We start from the raw sequence: 19,974 nt of genomic DNA on the forward strand, positions 1-19,974 counted from the left end.
TCTTGCTAGGGCGGTGGCAGCATGTGAAGTAGGTGTTTCGCAGAGCAAAACACCTACTTCACACCGTCCGCCCAAGGAGTAATCATGCCCACCAGCAATCGCAAGCAGCGCGTCATGACCACCATTCCTCTCCCGGGCCTTGTCAATCCGCACGACCTTTCAGCAGATCGCCAGTTCTCCATGAACCTGGCGCGCGGCATGGAAGTCCTGCGGGCATTCACGGCCACCACGCCGCTGCTGAGCAACCGTGAAATCGCAGATCGCACGGGCTTGCCCAAGCCCACGATCTCACGCCTGACCTACACCCTGGGTCTGCTCGGGTATCTGAGTCGAGACCCGGTCTCGCAGAAGTTTCGACTGGGCCCGGGCGTCTTGTCGCTCGGTCATCCGCTCTTGGCCAGCATGCACGTGCGTCAACTCGCCAAGCCCATCATGGAGGCACTGGCCCGCCAGACCGGTTGCTCTGTCAATCTAGGCGTGCGAGATCGCGGCAACGTTGTCTACATCGACTCCGTGCGCGCCGACGTTGGCAACCAACACCTGCCAGACATTGGCAGTTCGCGGCCGCTGCTGCCTGCGGCCATCGGTCGGGCTCTTATCCTCGCCCATCCCAAAAACGAACGCTCGGCGCTGCTCAACTATCTGAAGGTGCAAGACCCCGCGCTCTTCGATCGATTTCGCGCCTCTTGGGAGGCGGATCTGAAGCTCTTCACCACCCAGGGCTACTGCCACTCGCTCGGCGACTGGCAGAAGGACATCCATGCCGTGGCAGTGCCGCTGCAGCAAGCCAATGGCGAACCACCGCTTGCCATGAACTGCACGCTTGCCGCCTACCGCGTGCACAAAGACTGCCTGGTGCGCGAAGTCGTTCCGTTGCTGAAAGACGCAGCACGCCAGCTCGAATCCGCGCAGGGACTGCGCTAACTCCAACCAACCGACATTGCCATGATCCGAAGCCCCGAAAGATTTGCAACGCTCCTCGCCGAAGTGCGCCACTTCGTCCGCACCGAATGCCTGCCGCTGGAAGAGCAGGTCGACGCCGAAGACAAAATTCCCGAGGCGCTTGTGCAGCGCATGCGGGAAGTCGGACTGTTTGGCCACAGCATCCCCGAAGAATACGGCGGTGCCGGCCTGACGAGCGAGGAGCTCTCGTTGGTGAACATCGAGGTCTCGCAGGTGGCGACGACATTCCGGGCACGCTTTGGCGGCAACACGGGCATCGCCTCCGAGTCGCTGGTGGTGGACGGCACGCCCGAACAGAAGCGCAGCTTTCTCCCGCACCTGGCGAGTGGGAAAATCACCGGGTGCTTTGCGCTGACGGAACCCGAGGCAGGCTCCGACGCGACCGCGCAAAAGACGGTGGCGGTGCGCGATGGCGATCACTTCGTCATTACGGGAAAGAAGTGCTTCATCACCAATGCACCCATCGCGGACCTGTTTACCGTGTTCGCGCGCACAGATTCACAGGCGCGTGGCGCCCAAGGCGTCACCGCTTTTCTGATCGAGCGCGGAACCCCCGGCCTGAGCACGCCGCACGCCAACCGCAAGATGGGGCAACACGGTTCGCCCGTGGGCGAGGTAATCCTGGACCAGGTGCGAGTGCACAAGAGTGCCATCGTTGGCGGCCTGGAAGGTCAAGGCTTCCGCACGGCCATGCGTGCGCTGAACAAACAGCGCATCAACCTGGCCGGCCTGTGCATCGGTCCTGCAATCCGCCTGGTCGACGAGATGGTCCATCGCGCACGCACGCGCCGCCAATCCGGCCAGGCCATCGGCGAGTTCCAGCTCGTGCAGCAGATGATTGCCGAAAGTAACGCCGAAGTGCACGCAGCACGAGCTTTGCTGTTGGAGACGGCACGTAAGCGTGACGCCGGCGAGGATGTCACCATGGAAGCCTCCATGTGCAAGATGTTCGCGTCCGAGATGTGTGGTCGCGTGGCTGACCGGGCGGTGCAGCTGTTCGGCGGCGAAGGCTACATGGCCGGCAACGTGGCCGAGCGCTTTTACCGCGACGTGCGCGTGTTCCGCATCTATGAAGGCACGACTCAAATACACATCGCCAACATCGCCAAGCGTATGTTGGCTGCCGCCGGATGACTCACTGGCTGGCATTTTTTGTTCCATAAGAAAGTATCCGGAGACAACGCATGAAACTCGCCGCCCTGCTGTTCGCGGCCGGCCTCGCCGCCGCCACGCCTGCCCTTGCACAGACCGACTTTCCCAGCCGTCCGGTCAAGATCGTCGTCCCATTTTCCGCGGGCGGCATCGTCGATTCCATCGCGCGGCTGATCGGAGACAAGCTGTCTGCGAAGTATGGTCAACCCGTGCTCGTGGAGAACCGCGTGGGCGCCGGCGGGGCCATCGGTACGGACTATGTTGCCAAAGCGCCCGCTGACGGGTACACGCTGCTAATGGTAAGCCCCAGCCATGCCGTCAATCCCATCCTTCAGAAAAACGTATCCTGGGATCCCGTTCGCGACTTCAAAGGCATCGTGGGCGTTGGCTTCGTGCCGAATGTGATCGTGGTACATCCGTCCGTCCCCGCAAAGACGATGGCCGAATTCGTCGCGCTTGCGAAGAAGAGCAATCCGCCCATGACCTATGCGTCCGCGGGCGTCGGCACCTCCAACCATCTTTCCGGCGAACTGCTCGCGCAGGAGGCCGGCATCAAGCTGACGCACGTGCCCTACAAGGGTCAGACCGACGCGATCAACGATCTACTGTCCGGACGCGTGGCGATGATGCCCATGACGGCGGCTCTCGCCATCCCCTACGTGAAGGCTGGCAAACTGCGTGCGCTCGGAGTGACGACCATCAAGCGGGCTAGCGCACTCCCTGAACTGCCGACTGTCGCTGAAGCCGCAAATCTTCCGAACTACCAGGTCGCCACCTGGTTTGGTCTCGTCGCTCCTGCTGGGACGCCCGACGCCCTACGTAGGAAGGTTGCAGCCGACGTTACCGCGATCCTTGCGATGACGGATGTGAGGGCCAGATTTGCAACGCTGGGCATGGAATTGGCACCGCAGTCGAGTACGGAGTTCGATACATTTGTGGCCAGGGAAGCAGCGCGCTGGGGCAAGGTGATCAAGCAAGCCGGCTTTGAGCCGAACTGAAGCGCAGATGTTCCGGAGGCAAGGTGTCATGAACAGTTGGAGGCCACGGTGGCAGATGGAGGGTCGGGAGCCGGATTACCGGTTCAGTCTGGCCAACGAGCGCACATTCCTCGCCTGGATCCGGACGGCGCTAGCCGTTCTGGCTGCAGCCGTCGCTGCACGTCAATTCGCTGCGGAATCGGCGTTAGGGGGCACGCTGCATGTGCTCGTCATCCTGCTGGCACTGCTGGCTGGCTTGATGGCGGGAGCCGCCTACCTGCGCTGGAAGTCCCATGAGGTCGCCATGCGAAACGGCAGACCGCTGGCTGCGGCGGCCTCAGTTGCCACAGTCGCAGTGGGCGTGGTCTGTCTTGCTGTAGGAGCCGTGGTGCTCTTGGCTGCGGGATGACGGATCACGCGCGCGATCCCGGACTGCAGCCAGAGCGTACCTTTCTTGCCTGGAGAAGGACGGCGCTGGCGCTGTTCGTTGTCGCGCTGCTGGTCGCACGGTCGGCTATGGTGGCAGACAGCACATGGGATATGGCCGTCTCGTGCCTGGCGTTGATCGACGCGGGACTTCTATGGAAATTCGCAATGATTCGACGCGGCAACGCAATGCTGTATTCAACGCGGCAGCCATCAGCGCCGCCTGCTGGCCTGCTGCTCATCACCGTGGCTACTTGCATACTGGTCTGCGCCAGCCTGCTGATCGCTGGCCCACCGCGGTAGGTACCAGCCTGGCACTTGCCCTCGGTCTCGCCGGTCTTCCCCTACGGCCCAGTCGGACTAAGCATCAGGAGGCGGTGCAACGGCCTGCGCTGCCTTCATTTCCGGCTATATCCCGGCATGCCCCTCTTCATCTGCAGCCACCTCGCAATCCGAAGCCGCCCGACCAAACTGCGTGCGAAACCAGCGGGAAAAGGAACTGGATCCGCTAAAGCCTAGCAGTAGCGCTATCTCCGCATGTTTGCGCGGCGGCCCGGCAAGGTAGCGCTGCACGAGTTCGCGGCGGACCTCGCTGAGCAATGCGTTGTAGGAATGGCCCTCTCGCAGCAGATGGCGCCGCACCGTACGCTCGTCCACACCGAGATGGCCGGCAATATCGGCAAGTGTGCATTTCCCCGAGGGCAGTAGCGTCAGGACTAGTTGACGCACCTTCTCCGTCGACGATTGGCCGGCGTTGGCGGCAACCGACTCCACGTACTGCTGCACGTACTTATCCAGCCGCGAGTAAGTCGTCAGCGGCAGCGCCAGGTCGCTGGCCATGCAAACGATGCCATTGAAGTCTGCCCCATACTGGACTGGCTGCGAGAACACGCGTCTCGCAGCTCGCGTGTCGGATGGCGCGCAATGCATGAAGCAGATACTTCGAGCCCGCCAATTTTCGGGCAGCGCCTGCTTGAGCAGGCGGAAGAGCATGGCCATGGACAGTTCCATCGCCTGCCGCACCGGGGACGAGCCGCGCCCCAAATATTCGAGCTGGATCTGAACCGTCAGCCCATCCTCCTGCAGCCAGAGATGCAGAGACTCATTGTGCAGCTGCATATAGCGCATCAGCACCTCCATGGCTTGCCGCAAGGTCGCCTGCTCGCGCACAAGCAACGCCAGCGGTCCAAGGACCGGGAACTGGCGGGTCTCTGCCAGCCGTAGCCCGAAGTCCTGCCATCCCGACAGCTGCGCCGACTTTTCGAGAAGCATTCCCGTCGCGGTGCCTGAAATCTTCAAATCGGGATTGTGCAGACAAGCGGGATCCAATCCCACGCTCTCCAGCATAGCAACCGGATCGAGCCCGGCGGCGCTGGCAAGTGCCGCATAGTTGGTGAGGCTGGCGCTGCGTACCAGTGGCGTCATTGTTTACCCTTGATGTCCGGAAATGATAACGCCATGTCCGGAAATGTCAAAAGACATCCTCGAAGGAATTCTAAGCTTCTGTCACACCAGATCACGGAATGAGCACGGAAATGACCGGACCCTATCTTCCCTTCCAGCATCCGAGCGCCTGGACAGGCGAAGCAATGCAGGCGACGCGCAAATGGACTGTCACACTGGACGCCGAGGCCAACGATGTCATCGAGCATGCCGTAGCGCAGGCGCGTCGGAACGGTGTCGGCATCCCACAGTTGGGTGCTGGCGATTTCGACCTGGGCGCGCTCGCTGCGCGGCTGCAGGAGTTGCGGCACGAACTGGTAAATGGCCGGGGCTTCGCGCTGATCGCGGGCTTCGACATCGATCGCTATTCGTTGCAGGACGCGGCACTCGCATACTGGGGCATAGGCATGCACCTGGGAACGGGCTGCGCACAGAACGCGCAGGGTGATCTGCTCGGCCATGTCACCAACCTCGGGGTCGACTACCGTACCGATCCACGCGCGCGCGGCTACCAGACCCGCCTGACGCTGCCGTTCCACAACGATGCGATGGATATTGTCGGGCTGATGTGCGTCCACCCGGCGCAATCCGGCGGGCTCTCGCGCGTGTTGAGTTCGACGATGGTGCACAACGAGGTGCTGCGCCTGAGACCGGACCTGATGCCGGTGGCCTACGCCGACTTCTGCATCGACCGGCGCGGCGAGGCGCCCGACGGCAAGTTGCCCTACTACCGCGGCCCGTTCTTCAGCCGTATCGGCGACCGCCTGTTTTGCCGCTACAACCGCGGATACATCGAGTCCGCTCAACGCTTTCCCGAAGTGCCGCGTCTGACGGCCGACCAGATCGCGCTGATGGACCTGATTGATTCCCTCTGCAACGACCCGGCCATGCATTTGTCCATGGAGCTGAAACGCGGCGACATGCAGTTCATTTCGAACTACACGACGCTGCATTCTCGCACCGACTATGAGGACGGGCCCGACCCCTTGCGCCAGCGCTATCTGCTGCGCCTCTGGCTGGATACTGGGCTGATACCCGAGCTTCCCCCTTCATTCGCGGACCGGTACGAAGACATGCGCGTGTGGCAGCGACATCCCAAGCCACCGATCTTCGATCTTTCCGCCGTGCATGCCGAGCTGGCGCACTGACGCAGGCCCATCGGCCTGCCGAACCCACGCCGAGACCGATCGAGAGGAGACAAGAATGAACGACACAACAATTCAAGCCAATGGCGCCGGCCTGCCCATCTACCGGAATGCGCAGAGCTGGTACGGAAACGCGCTGCGGGACCAGACTGACTGGATTTACGAGCTGTCAGAGCAGGAGCAAGCCGAAGTCCGCCAGGCGGTGGCGACGGCGATCGCAACCAATACATCGCTGGTCTCCATGACGGCAGCCGATTTTCCGCTCGGCTCGCTCGGCGAGAGACTGCAGAGCATCGGACGAGAAATCAAGCACGGCCGCGGCTTCGCGCTGCTGCGCGGGCTAAACACGATGGGGCTTAGCCTGGAAGAGCGCGCCTGCGCATTTCGCGGCATTGGCGCGCATTTCGGCGAGGCGGTTTCCCAGAACGCCAAGGGCCACGTGCTAGGGCATGTCGCCAACCTTGGCCTGGACTACTCCGACCCAACCACGCGCGGCTACCAGACGCCTGCCGAACTGCGCTTTCACACCGATGCCGCCGACATCGTCGGACTGATGTGCATCCGAGGCGCACGCGCCGGAGGCCTGTCGCGCATTGCAAGCTCTACCACCGTCTGGAACGAGGCCGTGCGCCGGCGCCCCGACCTGGCCGCCGAGCTGCTGAAGACCTACTGCTTCACCAGGTGGGGCGAGGTCAGGGCGAAGCAGAAGCCTTACTTCGAAGTGCCACTGTTCCGCGAGCACGATGGCCGGATGATCGCAGTTTTCATTGCAGGCGCAATCGAAAAGGCGCAGGCCCTGCCCGGCGTAGCCCCGCTGACGCCCCTGCAGAGGGAAGCCATTTCGCTGGTCAATGAACTCGCGGGGTCGGACGACATCCGCCTCGACATGGAATTCCGCCCCGGCGACATGCAGTTCCTGCTAAACCACGCGACGCTCCACGCGCGCACGGCCTACGAAGACTGGCCCGAGCCGGAGCGGCGGCGACATTTGCTGCGGCTGTGGCTGGCGTGCCCCGACGGCCCGGCGCTACCTGACTACATGACCACTGAGTTCCAGGGGCGCACCGCCAGCGGACGTCCGGACGGTGTCTGGCTGCCGGGCATCGAACTCAAGGCCAATCTGTACCCGGACTGATTTGTGGGCTGCGCGCCGGCTCGCCGAAGCTGGCGCACGGCATCCGCACAGCGTACTCGCAGCGTAACGCGGTGTACCGACGCGGTCGCGCGTCAGCACCCCGCACCGGCGGCACGTACCCACCCCAGCCTGCGCCTGGTCCGCCGTCCGCCGCTGTCGGCAATCGCGTCGCCCTATGGAAGAATGAAATGAAACGGATCTCCATGCTTTGCTGCATGGGCTGGCTGCTGGCCGGCCTGCTGCACCACTCCGCGCCCCGCGCTGCTGAGCCAGACTGGCCTGCCGGGCGTCCCATCCGCATGATCATCCCCAGCGGAGCCGGATCCGGTACCGATATCTTCGCGCGGATAATCGGGGCGCGCCTGTCGCAGGCGCTGCGGCAGACTATCGTCTTCGACAACAAGCCCGGCGCGAACGGCATCATCGGCAACGACATCGCCGCGAAGGCGGCGCCGGATGGCTACACCATCCTGTTCAGCAATGCATCGGCGATTGCGGTAAACCCCGCCGTCCATCGCAAGCTTCCATATCAGGTGCTGAACGACCTGGCACCGATCGCGCAAGTAGGGTCGGGCGGCGTGCTGCTGGTGGTCACACCCGACGTACCGGCCAGGGACATAGGCGCCTTCGTGAAGTACGTCAGGGCCCAGCCCGAGAACGCAGTGTATGCCACCTGGGGAATCGGCTCGACCGGACATCTGTCCATGGAGGCGCTGCGGGCCCGTGAGAACCTCAAGCTCATGCATGCCCCCTACAAGACGAGCGGCCAGATCCTGACCGACCTGCAGGGGGGCACACTGAAGCTGGCCTTTGTCGACGCCGCTTCGTCCCTGCCGCTGATCAAGGCCGGCAAGCTGGTCCCGCTGGGTGTCACCGGCAAGCACCGCGTCCCCGCCTTACCTGACCTGCCTACCATGCAGGAACAAGGCTACGGGCTGGCGATGGACGGCTGGTATGGCCTGTTCGCCCCAGCCGGGACGCCGCAGGCGGTAGTGCAGCGCCTCAATGCCGAAATCAACCGCATCCTCGCCGCGACGGACATGCGGCCGGCTTTCGAGAGCAGGAACATGAGCGCACCCCAGCGCAAGACGCCGGCCGAGTTCGCGCAAACCGTCCGCGAGGACATCGACAGCTGGCGAGACATCGCCCAGGCCGCTCGAATCACGCTCGACTAGGAAGGCGTGCGCCGCCTCATCTCCTACCCGTTTTCCCTACCGTAACCCGCCCGCCCCAAACAGGCGCGGCCACCTTTCAAGAGGATAGTGCAACATGCTGTTCGAAACGATCGATACGGGCTGCCTCAACGCTGAGGATACGCCCTGGATTCCCTATACCCCGTATGCTGACGACGTGCTGATCAAATACTTCAAGATCGACCGAGTGCGCGGCGAGACGATCAGCCTCCTGAAGGTGCCACCGGGTACGAAGCTCGCGACGCACCACCACACCGGCACGGTGATCGTCTACACGGTGCAGGGCAGCTGGAAGTACATTGAGCATGACTGGGTCGCGCATACCGGCAGCGTCGTCTACGAGACCGCTTCCACGCGCCATACGCCGATTGCGGTATCGAAGGACGAGACGGTCATCACGCTCAACGTCGTCTCCGGCGAGTTGCTCTATCTCGACGACGCCGGCAGCACGGTCGCAACGGAGAACTGGCGCTCGGCCATGAACCGCTATCTGGAGCATTGCCGCAAGGCCGGCATCGAGCCGAAAGATCTTTCCAGCTTCTCGTATTAAGGCGCGGCACACCGCCCTGCAGTACGGCCAGGCTCTGCAATGGTGCCCCTGGCCATCGATCCCGCCGCCGCACGCCCCATCGCCACGGGGCGTGCAGAACGGCCGGACGCAATTCAAGCAGCCGTCTCCACTAGACGGGCAACTGTATCTGGACGAAAACATGGTGCCAAATTTCTTACTCCGGTTCCGGGCGATCCTTCGCGCATGGATGAACAGCTGCAAGTCCCTGGCCGCGGCGGGCCTGCTGGCCATGCCGGTATCCGCCAGTGTTGCAGCCAGCCCCGCATGGCCGCCGGGCAGCGTGCGCATGCTGGTGCCGGCGCCCGCGGGAGGCGCCTCCGACATGATCGCCCGCCTGCTGGCAGAGAAGCTCAGCGCAAGACTGAAGCGGCCCTTCATCGTCGAAAACATGCCTGGCGCCAGCGGCACCATCGCAGCCCGCGCGCTGGTCGGCAGCGCTGCGGACGGATCGGTCGTGCTGGTCGGCCCCAGCGGCCTGGCGACCGAGGTGCCACATGTGATGAAGCTACCCTTCGATCCGCTGAAGGACATGGTGCAGATCGCCGAGTTGTCGCGCTCGCCCATGGTCCTGCTGGCCAATGCCGCGCTGCCCGCCAGCTCACTGGAAGAGCTCGTCCAGTATGCCAGGGCGAATCCGGGAAAGCTGAGCGTCGCCTCATACAGCGCGGGCACCCGCTCGCACTATGCCGCCGAACTGTTCACGAGCAAGACCGGGGCCAATGTGGTGCACGTGCCCTACAAGGGCTCGCCCCCAGCGATCGTCGACCTGGTGGCAGGACATGTGTCGCTGGCATTCGACGTGACGCCGAATGTGCTGGGGCACATTCGGGCCGGAAAACTGAAGGCCATCGCGATAGTGGGCGACAAGCGGTCGCCGCTGCTGCCCAGCGTGCCGACATTTGCGGAACGAGGCTATGCCGAGCTGAATTCCCACGCCTGGATCGGCATATGGTTGCCTCGCCGCACGCCCGAGGCAACCGTCAGGCTGATTCATGACGAAGTCAAGGTTGTCTGGGACACAGCGGCCGTTCGCGAGAAGCTGCGTTCGCTCGGATTTGAGCCCGCTCCCGACAGAACGATGGCTCAGCAGCAGAGCGAACTGAATGCACTGTTCGAATCGAACAGAGAAATCGTGCACCGCTTCGGCATCAAGCTGAATTGATCCTGCGCCCACCGCAGGCGGACAGCATTGCTCCCCAATACGAAACGTCTTCAACCAAGGAATCAGGATGACCAACGGCATCAACACGGAGTTTTTCGCCGAGCGCTTCGGCATGAACGGCTTGACGGCGATTGTCACCGGCGCGGGATCGGGACTGGGCCAGCAGGCGGCAAGGACGCTCGCCGCCGCCGGCGCGCATGTCGCACTGCTGGGCCGCCGTCCGGAACCGCTGCGGGAAACGCAAGCGCTGATCGCACAGGATGGCGGCATCGCGAGCATCTTTCCGGTCGACGTTGCCGATCGGGACGCCGTAGGCGTTGTGCTGGACGAGATTCAGCAGAGCATGCCACCGCTATGGGCACTCGTGAACAATGCGGGCACTGGCGGGCGCGCGGCGCTGATTGACGTGGATGAGCGGATGGTGGACCGGGTTTTCGACGTGAACACGAAGGCCGCGCTGCTGATGGCAACGGCGTTCGCGCGGCGGCTCATCGACAGGCAGCTGCCCGGGCGCATTATCAACATATGCTCCCTCGCCGCCCGGACACACTCGCCGCACCTGGGCATTTATGGCGCCAGCAAGGCGGCGCTGGAGCATCTGACCGGCACGATGGCGCAGGAATGGGCGTCCCACGGCATCAACGTCAACGCCATCCATCCTGGCTACATCGAGACCGACATGAACCGCGCCATGTTCCAGACTCCGGCGGGCAGGAAAATCGTGGACAGTCTGCCTCGCCGGCGCCTCGGCACGCCCGACGCGCTCGACGGGGCGCTGTTGATGCTCGCGTCGCAGGCCGGCGCATTCGTGACCGGTTCGACGCTTGTGGTCGATGACGGACAGCGCTTCGTCATCGGCTAAGCCTTGCCGCCAGAAGGATCTCGCCCCGGCATCAGGTCTTGGCCTGCATGCCGGGCAGCGGGGCGGCATCCCTGGTGGCGCGCCATTTCGTGACGCTGCAGCCGAAATAGTTGCTGAACCACCGCGAGAAGGCGCTCAAGGACGAGAAGCCGAGCAGCGTCGCGACTTCCGAGAGTGGTCGCTCGCGGTTCTCCGCATAGCGCGTCACAAGTTCGACCCGCACCGCATTGAGTACGGTCGAATAGTTTTCGCCGTGGGCGCTCAAATGCTGGTGAATGGTGCGGCGGTCTACGCCTAGCTGTTGTGCGATGCGCTCAACGGAGCAGTCGCCCGAGGGCAGCATGGCGAAGATCAGTTGCCGGACCTTGTCAACCATGCTCGTGTTGCTCTGGGCAAGCATGGCATCGAGGTACTGCCTGACCTGTTGCGCCATGATGGGGTCGTAGGTCGGCAAGGGTGCCTGCAGGTCGGCAGCGCGGCAGACGATGCCATCAAAATCCTGGTTGAACAGAACCGGCATGCCAAAGATACGCAGATGCGTGGCCGTGCTGGCGGGCGCCGCGTGCGTAAAGCAAATGCTGCGCGGTCTCCACGAGGTGCCCAGAAAGAGAAGCAACGTGCGATATAGAACGCCGACCACCAACTCCGCGGATTGCCGTGCAGAGCCTGGCACGCGCAAGCCCAGCATTTCCTCCCGGATTATGACGAGGCCCTCCGCTTCTTCGATTCGGGTGGCCAGCCCTTCGTTGTGCAAGCGCATATAGCGCGCCATCGAGTCGAGCGCTCCACGCAGGGTGGGCTCTTCGCTCATCGCGAAGGCCAAGGCCCCTAAGTTCGCGAGCTGGCGCGTTTCGGCCATGCGCAAACCAAAGTCCTGGACGCCAGCGGTCTGCGCTGACGTTTCCAGCAAACGACCCACGGCCTCGAGCGGAATCCTGATATCCGGGTCCAACAGAGCGTAGGCGCTGATGCCGGCCGCACTCAACTGCTCGTAAGGCTCCAGGCCTAACGAGCGCGCAACTTCGACGTAGTTACTGAGGCTCGCGCTGCGTACGAAATAGGACATGGCGTTTTCCCTAGCATTCCCAAAATGTAAAACAAAACTCCCAAACGATCAAATGGATGTTGGGCGATCGCCGATACTGCGCATGTCGCGTATGCCTCGCGCGGTGCTTGGGGAACGCACAGACTTGAAGGAGACAATCTTGAGCAGCGAAACGAACGGCGAGCTCCAGCTCAGCACCACCCCCGTCTGCGATCACTTGCAGGCAACCGGAAACTGGAATCCCGCCTGGGATGCCTTTGCCGAACTGGATCCGGTCTGGACCGAGAAATTCATGTCGATGGCCATGCATCCGATGTTCGCGCGCGTACTCGAACCGAAGGTGCTCGAGTTCATCGCCATTGCCGTAGACGCATCGTGCACGCACATGTACGCGCCGGGCACGCGCCGCCACATCCGCAAGGCCCTCGAACTCGGCGCTACCAAGGAAGAGATCGCTGCGGTGCTGCAGGCCGTCAGCGTGCTTGGCATCCACACGAGCAGCCTTGGCGCACCAATCTTGCTGGAAGAGCTTGCCGCATTGCAGCGGGAACACGCTAAGGGCGAGCGCGCCGCCGCCTGAACACCACTCGCGCACTTACTGAGAAAAAGGACGAACAGACATGCACTTCCTAGACGATTCCCTCCTGCCCGAGAACCAGGAAAAGCTGGTGATTCAGGTTGCCCCTTACGGGCCGCAATGGATGCCTGGCGATTCCGATGACATTCCGGTCACCATGGACGAACAGGTCCAGAAGGCTGTCGATTGCTACAACGCCGGTGCCACGGTGCTGCACGTGCACGTGCGCGAGGCGGATGGCAAGGGTAGCAAGCGGCTGTCCATGTTCAATGAGTTGCTGGCGCGCTTGCGCGATGCGGTGCCCAAGATGATCCTGCAGGTCGGCGGCTCCATCTCCTTCGCGCCGGAGAACGAGGGGCAGGCCGCGAAGTGGCTGAGCGACGACACGCGCCACATGCTGGCCGAACTCGATCCGCGTCCGGACCAGGTCACGGTAGCCATCAACACCGGCCAAATGAACGTGATGGAGTTGATGACGCCTGCCGACATCGAGGGAACGTCCCTGGCCAACCCGGCTGTTCAGGCGGCCTATCGGGACATGGTGATCCCCTCGAATCCCTCCTGGCACACGGAACACATCCGGCGCCTGGTCGCTGCCGGTATCCAGCCGCACTTCATGCTGACGGGCCTTACCGGTCTCGAGAGCGTCGAGCGCCTGATCCGGCGCAGCTACTACTGCGGGCCGCTGATCCTCAACTATGTCGCGATCGGTGGCGGCGCGTCGGGACTGCATCCGGCCGACATGCTCGAATTCGTGCGCCGCACGCCCGACGGTGCGGTCCTGACCATCGAGACGCTCAACCGCAACGTGGTGCCCATGACCACCATGGCGATTGCCCTGGGTCTGCACGTGCGCGTCGGCATCGAGGACACCCTGTTCGGCCCCGACGGCCAGCGCGCCACCTCGGTGCAGCAGATCGAGAAGATGGTCCGCATTGCCCGTGAACTCAACCGCGAAGTGGCCAGCGGAGACGATGCCCGACGCATCTACCAGATCGGCACCCGGTGGGGCAACGTCGACGAGACGCTGCAGCAGCTGGGCATGGTGCCCAACCGCAAGCCGGCGCAGCGCGGCGTGCCTTCCCGGATGGCGGCCTGATTTCTGACGCAGGCCTGCCGATCCCGGCAGCCTGCGACAGGGTCGAGCTACCCGGATAACTACATAGCGAGACAAGCATGGCTTCCTTCCTTCACTCCCCCACCCGCCGGCGGGTGCTCGCGGCGATACTGGCCACCGGCCTGGCGATGACTGCCGCACCGGGTCGAGCGCAGCCGCTCTCGGATCGGCCCATCCGCATCATCGCCCTCGGAACGCCTGGCGCGACGGCGGACCTGGTCGCCCGCCTCGTCGGCGATGCCATGGCTAAGAGCCTGCGCCAGCCCGTCATCGTTGAAAACAAGCCGGGCGGTGGCGGCGCCTTTGCACTCGACAGCCTGCTGACGGCGCCGAACGACGGCCACACCTACCTGGTGGCCGTCAACAGCCTGGTAACCGAGATTCCGCACAGCATCAAGCCGAAGTACGACCTCTTCAAAGCGATCAAGCCGCTGGCGGAATTGGGCGGTGGTGGCCTGGTCCTCGTCGGCGATGCCCGGCTGCCGCCCCGGACGCTCGAGGAAATGATCGCCTATGTGAAGGCGAATCCAGGAAAGACCAACTTCGCATCGTATTCGCCGGGCACGCTTTCCCATGTGTTCGGGCTTCAGCTGAACAAGCTGGCCGGCCTGGACATGAATCACATCGGCTACAAGGGCTCTACGCCGGCGCTCCAGGACATCATGGGCGGATCGGTCCAGTTCATGTTCGACGGGCAGGCCACATCCATTCCGTTGATCAAGGCCGGCAAGCTCAGGCCCTTTGCCATCACCTCGCCGCAGCGCTCCGACGCGCTTCCGGACGTTCCGACGTTCGCGGAACTGGGCTTCAAGGATCTGACGCGTACCGCCTGGATGGGGCTCTGGACCGTCCCCGGTGCCCCGGCGGCGATCCAGGCGCGCATCCGCGACGAGGCGCTGAAGGCGCTGGCGGATCCGGTGGTTCGCACCCGGCTGTCTTCCCTGGGATTGAATGTGGACATCAGGAACCCGCGCACCCCTGAGCAGCTGTCCAAGCGCCTGGCGGAAGACTTCGACTCGGTTGGCGCGCTGCTGCGCGCGGTGAACTACAAGCCGGACTGAGCGCATGTTGAAACTGAAAGACAAAGTCGCCCTCATCACGGGCGCCGGCCGGGGGCTGGGCGGCGTCATCGCGCAGGCCATGGCTCGCGAGGGCGCGCATCTGGTCCTGTGCGACATCGACGCGCAGGCGCTGGAACACACTCGCAGCACGCTGGAAGCCGAAGGCGCACAGTGCCTGGCCGTGCGCTGCGATGTCTCGGACAGCGCGGCCGTCGATGCCATGTTTGAACAGGCGGCCGAGTGCTTCGGTACTGTCGACATCCTGGTCAACAACGCCGCGATCGTGCCATCGTCCGCGCAGGAGACCGAGCGCCGCAACCGGCACTACGCCTACGTCACCACCCCGATGCCGCGGCAGTCCCTGGGCATTGTCTCGTCCCTGACGGACCAGGACTGGCTCAAGTGGTGGGGTGTGAACATGCATGGCGTGTTCTACTGCACCCGCGCTGCCCTGCGCCTGATGGAACCGCGCCGCAGCGGCAAGATCATCAACATCGCCTCCGTCGCCGGGCTGGGAGCGGCGAGTGTGCACAGCCCCGGTTATGCGGCTGCCAAGGCCGGGGTCATCAGCCTCACGCAGACCACCGCCTTCGATGCCGCGGGCGCCAACATCTTCGTCAACGCCATTGCCTGCGGCGGCGTCATGACACCGCCGTTCGAGGCCTATCTCGCCAATGCCAGCGAGGCGGAAAAAAGGAACCTGTTCCAGATGGTTCCGCTGGGACGCCTGGGCCAGCCTTCCGAGTATGCCTCGCTGGCGGTCTATCTCGCGTCCGACGAGCACTACCTCGTAGGGCAGGTCATCAGCCCCAACGGCGGCTACGTGATCTGATCCGTCACCACACCGCCCGCTATACCGCTGCCGGTCACTACTTGAATGTTTCCCCCGTTTTTGAGGAGAGTCCCATGCTGGGTCAAATGATGCACCAGCCGCTGCTGATTTCGTCGCTGCTGCGCCACGCCGAACGTCACCACGGTGAGCAGGAGGTGGTGTCGCGCCGCGTTGAGGGCGACATCCATCGCTACAGCTACAAGGAACTGGCCGCGCGCTCGCGCTGCCTCGCCAAGGCGCTGGCGACGCTGGGCGTGAGGCAAGGCGCGCGCGTCGGCACGATCGCCTGGAACGGCTACCGCCACCTGGAGCTGTACTACGCGGTCTCGGGCTCGGGCGCCGTGCTGCACACGCTCAATCCCCGTCTTCATGCCGACCAGTTGGCCTGGATCGCCGACCACGCCGAAGACCAGGTGCTGTGCTTCGACAAGACCTTCCTGCCGCTGGTCGAGGTCGTGGCCCCGCGCCTGGCGACCGTCAGGCATTTCGTGCTGATGGCCGACCGTGACCAGATGCCTGCCGACACCCGGATCCCGGGCCTGCTGTGCTATGAGGACCTCATTGCCAGCCAGGACGATGACTTCGACTGGCCCGAGTTCGACGAAAACACTGCCTCCTCGCTCTGCTACACGAGCGGCACCACCGGCAACCCCAAAGGCGTGCTCTACAGCCACCGCTCGACAGTGCTGCACAGCTATGCCTCGGCGCTGCCGGACGCGCTGAACCTCTCGGCGCGCGACACCATCCTGCCGGTGGTGCCGATGTTCCACGTCAATGCCTGGGGCTTGCCCTACTCGGCCTGCATGGTCGGCGCCAAGCTGGTCTTCCCCGGTCCGAGCCTCGACGGCAGGTCGCTCTATGAACTGTTCGAAGCCGAGGGCGTGACGCTGTCGGCGGGCGTGCCCACGGTCTGGCAGGGGCTGCTGGCCCATGTGCAGAGCCAGAACCTGCGCTTCTCCACGATGAGGCGCACCATCATCGGCGGCTCGGCCTGCCCCCCGGCCATGATGGAGAAATTCGAGGACCGTTACGACGTCCAGGTGATCCATGCCTGGGGCATGACCGAACTCAGTCCCTTGGGCACGGTGTGCGTCCTCAAGGGCGAGCAGCTGGCCTGGCCCGAGACCCAGCGCCGCACCGTGCAGGCCAAGCAGGGCCGTGCCTTGTTCGGCGTCGACATGAAGATCGTCGACGACCAGGGCGAGGAAGTGCCGTGGGACGGCCAGAGCGCTGGCGAACTGCTGGTGCGCGGCCACTGGGTGATGGACCAGTACTTTAAGGGCGACAAGAGCCAGCTGGTCATCAAGGACGACCAGGGCTGGTTCCCGACCGGCGATGTGGCCACGATCGATGCGCAGGGCTTCATGAACATCACCGACCGCAGCAAGGACGTGATCAAGTCGGGCGGCGAGTGGATAGGCTCGATCGACCTCGAGAACATTGCGATGGCGCATCCGGGCGTAGCCATGGCCGCCTGCGTCGCGGCGCGCCACCCGAAATGGGACGAGCGGCCGCTGCTCATCGTGGTCAGGAAGCCCGGCGCCGAGCTCGCGCGTGACGAGCTGCTGGCCTTCTACGAGGGCAAGATCGCCAAATGGTGGACGCCGGACGACGTCGTCTTCGTCGACGCGATTCCATTGGGCGCCACCGGCAAGATGCTCAAGAACCAGTTGCGCGAACGCTTCCAGGACCACCTGCTCGAACGAGCCTGAGCCAGGGCTACGCGGCAGAGGGTGATGCTGCGGATGACCGCGCTCCAAGCCGAGGCCACCCACTGGTCCTCGGTCGTGACTGTCAGCGGCATCGGCGGTGTCACTGGCCGACCACCATGGCGCGCCGGTAATGCTGTCCGCCCTGCTGCTGGGCATGGCGGTGAACTTCATGTCGCAGGAGGCGCGCTGCGCACCCGGCATCGACTTCACGGCCAAGCGGTTGCCGCGCCTTGGAGATGTTCTGACCGAGCAACTGGACAGGTAGCGCTCGGTCAATTCCAGCCGCTGCCCTCGCCCATCTGTATGCCAGGGACGTTCGCCGGAAATCGAATCTTGCACGGCCGACAATCTGGCCAACCAGGTCTTACCAAAATATGGAGTATCCAATGAACCGAGAAGTCGTCGTTGTCAGCGCTGTGCGCACCGCGATCGGCACCTTTGGCGGCAGCCTCAAGGACCAGCCCCCCACCCAGCTCGGCGCGCTGGTCGTCAAGGAATCACTGGCGCGCGCCGGCGTCGCCGGCCAGGAGGTCGGCCATGTGGTGTTCGGCCATGTCGTTAATACCGAGCCACGCGACATGTACCTCTCGCGCGTGGCGGCGCTGAACGGAGGCTGCGACCAGGGCACGCCGGCCTTCAACGTCAACCGCCTGTGCGGTTCAGGCTTGCAGGCGCCCCCGCCCCACCCACGCCCAGTCCCCCCAAGTCCTTTGATGCCCAATGGTTTTGGTGGGATCTTCATCTCTCGTTCAGCGCACCGCAGGGCATGGCATCCAAGCGGTCACCATGGAGTGCTGTTGCACGTGATAGAGGCTGCAATGACCTTCAGGATTCGACATCCTCTGTTTTTGGTTCTGTAGCTAACCGCTGACATCTCTGGGACAGGTGGAAGAGGCGAACTCAACGGTACGCCGCGCAAGAGCGGGGACAAGGGGATTCTGGTAGCCACAAACAACGGTTGGATGCATGAACGCCTGGTAAGCAGATAATCCTGCCAAACGAGAGCGTGCTAGGGGTAGGCAAGTTCTCTGCCCCGAGCTTAACCAACGCCGCGGTCCGCTCATAAGCACGCGCGTTGGAGCAAGCCTTTAGCGGTCGCCACACAGCGCCTATCGAAGCATACCCGCGGGGGTATCTGGCACAATGTCGGCAAAAAATAACCAGAACATGAGGCCGGATGAAAAAAATGTCGAAGAATTTCAGTCTGCCGCAGTGGCAGCTGACGAAATGGCTATTGGATAGCGGTCGTCCGATTTCACCGGATATCGAGCGGGATTTGGTGGCAAGCCTCTTCGGGACACTGTCCATCTTCATCGGGGGCGTAACCAACACGCTGCTCGTTGCGTTGCTGATTACTTGGCATGTTCAACGCCAAGAGTTCTTCGTCTGGTTGGCCCTGGAAGTTCTGGTGTGCGCCGCTCGTATCGGCATACTGATTTCCGCCAGGCGAAGAGCGAGGATGGCGCGCTCGACGCATACCGACCTGCACGTCATCCTTAGTTTGGTATGGGCGTTCAGCGTGGGGCTGGGGACTTATTTGAGCATCACGAGCGGCGATTGGCTCGCTGCAGCGCTTGCGTGCCTTTCGTCTGCAGCAATGGTCGGAGGAATCTGCTTTCGTAACTTCGGCGCTCCCAGGATGACGGGGGTGATGATTCTTCTGGCATTGGGACCATGTTGCCTGGGGGCCATGGTTGCGCAAGAACCTTTGTTCCTATTGACGCTCATTCAGTTGCCCGTCTATGTGGTAAGCATGACGAGTGCCTCCTTCCGAATGAACGCAATGGTGGTGGCAACCATGCAGTCGGAGCGTGACAACGCTCACCGGGCCCGTCACGATTCACTGACCGGACTGCTCAATCGAGCTACGCTCTTGGCGGAAATCGAAATGGCAATTTCGCGCGCGCGTTCTGGCACAGCACGTCCCAGTCTCCTTTACCTTGACTTGGACGGATTCAAGCGTATCAATGATGTCTATGGTCACGGATGCGGTGATGAGTTGCTGGAACAGGTTGCGGCTCGTATGCGCGAGGCAGTGCCCAAGGAATGCCGCATATCGCGGATTGGCGGCGATGAATTCGTCATTCTGATGAACGACCACGACAAGGACGGGGCACAAGCACTGGCACGGCGGCTTCTAATAGAAATAGCTGCACCATACCTGCTGGCCAACGGCGAGGAGGTAGTCATCGGAGTAAGCATCGGCATCGCGCAAGTTCCCTCGACTGTACAGAGCGCAGACGCCGCCCTAAATATCGCAGACCGCGCCCTGTATGTTGCGAAGGCAAGCGGAAAATCTCGGTTTCACGTCGCCGAGATAATCTAGACGTCCACCTATATTGGACGTTCCACCTCATTGTCACCAACCCCTCTTGGGAGGCCCATCCCAGTATTCGCGCAATGCGTTGTTCGCTGCGGCGTAATGAGCGCTCACTAAAGGATAAAGGGAGGAGACAGGCGGGAATGAAGCTTATATGGTGCGCTGGCAGGCCGCGGCTATAGCCGGCGCGCTCGCCGGCCTCACGGAGGGTCATACCAGCCACGCCCTTTTTGCTGACCAGCTCCATAGCGCTGTCGAGGATACGGCGTTCCGCTTCTTCG

The 19,974-nt window shown here is 63.1% G+C and carries 20 protein-coding genes and 1 pseudogene; 19 read left to right on the forward strand and 2 right to left on the reverse strand.

What is annotated here, in order from left to right; genetic code table 11:
- Nucleotides 1-114 precede the first annotated feature (114 nt).
- Genes ACIP1U_RS18810 through ACIP1U_RS18830 form a run of 5 tightly spaced genes read left to right on the forward strand, consistent with a single transcriptional unit; the run spans nt 115 to nt 3,821 of the window.
- Nucleotides 115-924 carry an IclR family transcriptional regulator gene (locus ACIP1U_RS18810; RefSeq protein ID WP_400318029.1) on the forward strand — a complete coding sequence of 270 codons (810 nt, stop codon included), beginning with the start codon at nt 115-117 and terminating at the stop codon, nt 922-924.
- Between the two features lie 21 nt (nt 925-945).
- Nucleotides 946-2,097: an acyl-CoA dehydrogenase family protein gene (locus tag ACIP1U_RS18815; protein ID WP_400317703.1), complete on the forward strand. Its 1,152-nt coding sequence runs from the start codon at nt 946-948 to the stop codon at nt 2,095-2,097.
- Nucleotides 2,098-2,147: 50 nt separating this feature from the next.
- Nucleotides 2,148-3,113, forward strand: coding sequence for a tripartite tricarboxylate transporter substrate binding protein (locus ACIP1U_RS18820; protein WP_400317706.1), 966 nt, complete (start codon nt 2,148-2,150; stop codon nt 3,111-3,113).
- Between the two features lie 28 nt (nt 3,114-3,141).
- Nucleotides 3,142-3,501 carry a DUF202 domain-containing protein gene (locus ACIP1U_RS18825; protein ID WP_400317708.1) on the forward strand — a complete coding sequence of 120 codons (360 nt, stop codon included), beginning with the start codon at nt 3,142-3,144 and terminating at the stop codon, nt 3,499-3,501.
- The gene (locus ACIP1U_RS18830) at nt 3,498-3,821 is read left to right on the forward strand and encodes a DUF202 domain-containing protein (RefSeq protein ID WP_400317711.1); all 324 of its coding nucleotides are present in this window, start codon (nt 3,498-3,500) and stop codon (nt 3,819-3,821) included. The genes ACIP1U_RS18825 and ACIP1U_RS18830 overlap by 4 nt, the downstream gene beginning before the upstream one ends.
- Before the next feature lie 105 nt (nt 3,822-3,926).
- Here the strand turns inward: ACIP1U_RS18830 and ACIP1U_RS18835 are convergent, their stop codons facing one another.
- Nucleotides 3,927-4,943: an AraC family transcriptional regulator ligand-binding domain-containing protein gene (locus ACIP1U_RS18835; protein ID WP_400317714.1), complete on the reverse strand. Its 1,017-nt coding sequence runs from the start codon at nt 4,941-4,943 to the stop codon at nt 3,927-3,929.
- Between the two features lie 110 nt (nt 4,944-5,053).
- Here ACIP1U_RS18835 and ACIP1U_RS18840 point away from each other — a divergent pair, with 110 nt between their 5' ends.
- From ACIP1U_RS18840 to ACIP1U_RS18865, 6 genes are all read left to right on the forward strand, one after another.
- Nucleotides 5,054-6,109, forward strand: a complete 1,056-nt coding sequence (locus tag ACIP1U_RS18840) for a TauD/TfdA family dioxygenase (RefSeq protein WP_400317716.1) — start codon at nt 5,054-5,056, stop codon at nt 6,107-6,109.
- A 55-nt stretch (nt 6,110-6,164) separates the two neighbouring features.
- Entirely contained in the window at nt 6,165-7,241 is a 1,077-nt protein-coding gene (locus ACIP1U_RS18845; RefSeq protein WP_400317718.1) for a TauD/TfdA family dioxygenase, read from the forward strand.
- Nucleotides 7,242-7,429: 188 nt separating this feature from the next.
- The gene (locus tag ACIP1U_RS18850; protein ID WP_400317721.1) at nt 7,430-8,416 is read left to right on the forward strand and encodes a Bug family tripartite tricarboxylate transporter substrate binding protein; all 987 of its coding nucleotides are present in this window, start codon (nt 7,430-7,432) and stop codon (nt 8,414-8,416) included.
- A 94-nt stretch (nt 8,417-8,510) separates the two neighbouring features.
- On the forward strand, nt 8,511-8,984 hold the full coding sequence (locus tag ACIP1U_RS18855; protein ID WP_400317723.1) for a 2,4'-dihydroxyacetophenone dioxygenase family protein: 474 nt from the start codon (nt 8,511-8,513) through the stop codon (nt 8,982-8,984).
- A gap of 160 nt (nt 8,985-9,144) precedes the next feature.
- On the forward strand, nt 9,145-10,167 hold the full coding sequence (locus ACIP1U_RS18860) for a Bug family tripartite tricarboxylate transporter substrate binding protein (protein WP_400317726.1): 1,023 nt from the start codon (nt 9,145-9,147) through the stop codon (nt 10,165-10,167).
- A gap of 67 nt (nt 10,168-10,234) precedes the next feature.
- Entirely contained in the window at nt 10,235-11,029 is a 795-nt protein-coding gene (locus tag ACIP1U_RS18865; protein WP_400317729.1) for an SDR family NAD(P)-dependent oxidoreductase, read from the forward strand.
- A 31-nt stretch (nt 11,030-11,060) separates the two neighbouring features.
- On the opposite strand, the gene ACIP1U_RS18870 is transcribed toward ACIP1U_RS18865, so the two are convergent.
- Nucleotides 11,061-12,095, reverse strand: a complete 1,035-nt coding sequence (locus ACIP1U_RS18870; protein WP_400317732.1) for an AraC family transcriptional regulator — start codon at nt 12,093-12,095, stop codon at nt 11,061-11,063.
- A 139-nt stretch (nt 12,096-12,234) separates the two neighbouring features.
- Here ACIP1U_RS18870 and ACIP1U_RS18875 point away from each other — a divergent pair, with 139 nt between their 5' ends.
- From ACIP1U_RS18875 to ACIP1U_RS18910, 8 genes and pseudogenes are all read left to right on the forward strand, one after another.
- The gene (locus ACIP1U_RS18875; protein WP_400317735.1) at nt 12,235-12,654 is read left to right on the forward strand and encodes a carboxymuconolactone decarboxylase family protein; all 420 of its coding nucleotides are present in this window, start codon (nt 12,235-12,237) and stop codon (nt 12,652-12,654) included.
- A gap of 40 nt (nt 12,655-12,694) precedes the next feature.
- Complete coding sequence (locus ACIP1U_RS18880) at nt 12,695-13,750, forward strand: 3-keto-5-aminohexanoate cleavage protein (RefSeq protein WP_400317738.1); 1,056 nt, start codon at nt 12,695-12,697, stop codon at nt 13,748-13,750.
- A 77-nt stretch (nt 13,751-13,827) separates the two neighbouring features.
- The gene (locus ACIP1U_RS18885; protein ID WP_400317741.1) at nt 13,828-14,829 is read left to right on the forward strand and encodes a Bug family tripartite tricarboxylate transporter substrate binding protein; all 1,002 of its coding nucleotides are present in this window, start codon (nt 13,828-13,830) and stop codon (nt 14,827-14,829) included.
- A gap of 4 nt (nt 14,830-14,833) precedes the next feature.
- A complete protein-coding gene (locus ACIP1U_RS18890) occupies nt 14,834-15,661 on the forward strand; it encodes an SDR family NAD(P)-dependent oxidoreductase (RefSeq protein WP_400317743.1) in 828 nt (275 codons plus the stop codon).
- A 74-nt stretch (nt 15,662-15,735) separates the two neighbouring features.
- On the forward strand, nt 15,736-17,373 hold the full coding sequence (locus ACIP1U_RS18895; RefSeq protein WP_400317746.1) for a 3-(methylthio)propionyl-CoA ligase: 1,638 nt from the start codon (nt 15,736-15,738) through the stop codon (nt 17,371-17,373).
- Nucleotides 17,374-17,503: 130 nt separating this feature from the next.
- The gene (locus tag ACIP1U_RS18900) at nt 17,504-17,638 is read left to right on the forward strand and encodes a hypothetical protein (protein ID WP_400317749.1); all 135 of its coding nucleotides are present in this window, start codon (nt 17,504-17,506) and stop codon (nt 17,636-17,638) included.
- 121 nt (nt 17,639-17,759) lie between these two features.
- Nucleotides 17,760-18,047 (forward strand): annotated as a pseudogene (locus tag ACIP1U_RS18905) (acetyl-CoA C-acyltransferase); the annotation flags it as partial.
- 512 nt (nt 18,048-18,559) lie between these two features.
- Nucleotides 18,560-19,699 (forward strand): diguanylate cyclase, encoded by a 1,140-nt coding sequence (locus ACIP1U_RS18910; RefSeq protein ID WP_400317752.1) that lies wholly within the window; start codon nt 18,560-18,562, stop codon nt 19,697-19,699.
- Nucleotides 19,700-19,974: the final 275 nt, after the last annotated feature.

Source organism: Cupriavidus sp. NPDC089707, assembly GCF_044748965.1.
In the GTDB taxonomy this organism is placed as follows: Bacteria; Pseudomonadota; Gammaproteobacteria; order Burkholderiales; family Burkholderiaceae; genus Cupriavidus.

Excerpts from the sequence above, each read along its gene's own strand:
- ACIP1U_RS18880 (WP_400317738.1), top strand. The coding sequence starts at position 12,695 with ATGCACTTCCTAGACGATTCCCTCCTGCCCGAGAACCAGGAAAAGCTG.
- ACIP1U_RS18860 (WP_400317726.1), top strand. The coding sequence starts at position 9,145 with ATGGTGCCAAATTTCTTACTCCGGTTCCGGGCGATCCTTCGCGCATGG.
- ACIP1U_RS18895 (WP_400317746.1), top strand. The coding sequence starts at position 15,736 with ATGCTGGGTCAAATGATGCACCAGCCGCTGCTGATTTCGTCGCTGCTG.
- ACIP1U_RS18820 (WP_400317706.1), top strand. The coding sequence starts at position 2,148 with ATGAAACTCGCCGCCCTGCTGTTCGCGGCCGGCCTCGCCGCCGCCACG.
- ACIP1U_RS18865 (WP_400317729.1), top strand. The coding sequence starts at position 10,235 with ATGACCAACGGCATCAACACGGAGTTTTTCGCCGAGCGCTTCGGCATG.
- ACIP1U_RS18825 (WP_400317708.1), top strand. The coding sequence starts at position 3,142 with ATGAACAGTTGGAGGCCACGGTGGCAGATGGAGGGTCGGGAGCCGGAT.
- ACIP1U_RS18840 (WP_400317716.1), top strand. The coding sequence starts at position 5,054 with ATGACCGGACCCTATCTTCCCTTCCAGCATCCGAGCGCCTGGACAGGC.
- ACIP1U_RS18890 (WP_400317743.1), top strand. The coding sequence starts at position 14,834 with ATGTTGAAACTGAAAGACAAAGTCGCCCTCATCACGGGCGCCGGCCGG.
- ACIP1U_RS18870 (WP_400317732.1), bottom strand. The coding sequence starts at position 12,095 with ATGTCCTATTTCGTACGCAGCGCGAGCCTCAGTAACTACGTCGAAGTT.
- ACIP1U_RS18850 (WP_400317721.1), top strand. The coding sequence starts at position 7,430 with ATGAAACGGATCTCCATGCTTTGCTGCATGGGCTGGCTGCTGGCCGGC.
- ACIP1U_RS18885 (WP_400317741.1), top strand. The coding sequence starts at position 13,828 with ATGGCTTCCTTCCTTCACTCCCCCACCCGCCGGCGGGTGCTCGCGGCG.
- ACIP1U_RS18835 (WP_400317714.1), bottom strand. The coding sequence starts at position 4,943 with ATGACGCCACTGGTACGCAGCGCCAGCCTCACCAACTATGCGGCACTT.
- ACIP1U_RS18815 (WP_400317703.1), top strand. The coding sequence starts at position 946 with ATGATCCGAAGCCCCGAAAGATTTGCAACGCTCCTCGCCGAAGTGCGC.
- ACIP1U_RS18855 (WP_400317723.1), top strand. The coding sequence starts at position 8,511 with ATGCTGTTCGAAACGATCGATACGGGCTGCCTCAACGCTGAGGATACG.
- ACIP1U_RS18810 (WP_400318029.1), top strand. The coding sequence starts at position 115 with ATGACCACCATTCCTCTCCCGGGCCTTGTCAATCCGCACGACCTTTCA.
- ACIP1U_RS18830 (WP_400317711.1), top strand. The coding sequence starts at position 3,498 with ATGACGGATCACGCGCGCGATCCCGGACTGCAGCCAGAGCGTACCTTT.
- ACIP1U_RS18900 (WP_400317749.1), top strand. The coding sequence starts at position 17,504 with ATGCTGTCCGCCCTGCTGCTGGGCATGGCGGTGAACTTCATGTCGCAG.
- ACIP1U_RS18845 (WP_400317718.1), top strand. The coding sequence starts at position 6,165 with ATGAACGACACAACAATTCAAGCCAATGGCGCCGGCCTGCCCATCTAC.
- ACIP1U_RS18910 (WP_400317752.1), top strand. The coding sequence starts at position 18,560 with ATGTCGAAGAATTTCAGTCTGCCGCAGTGGCAGCTGACGAAATGGCTA.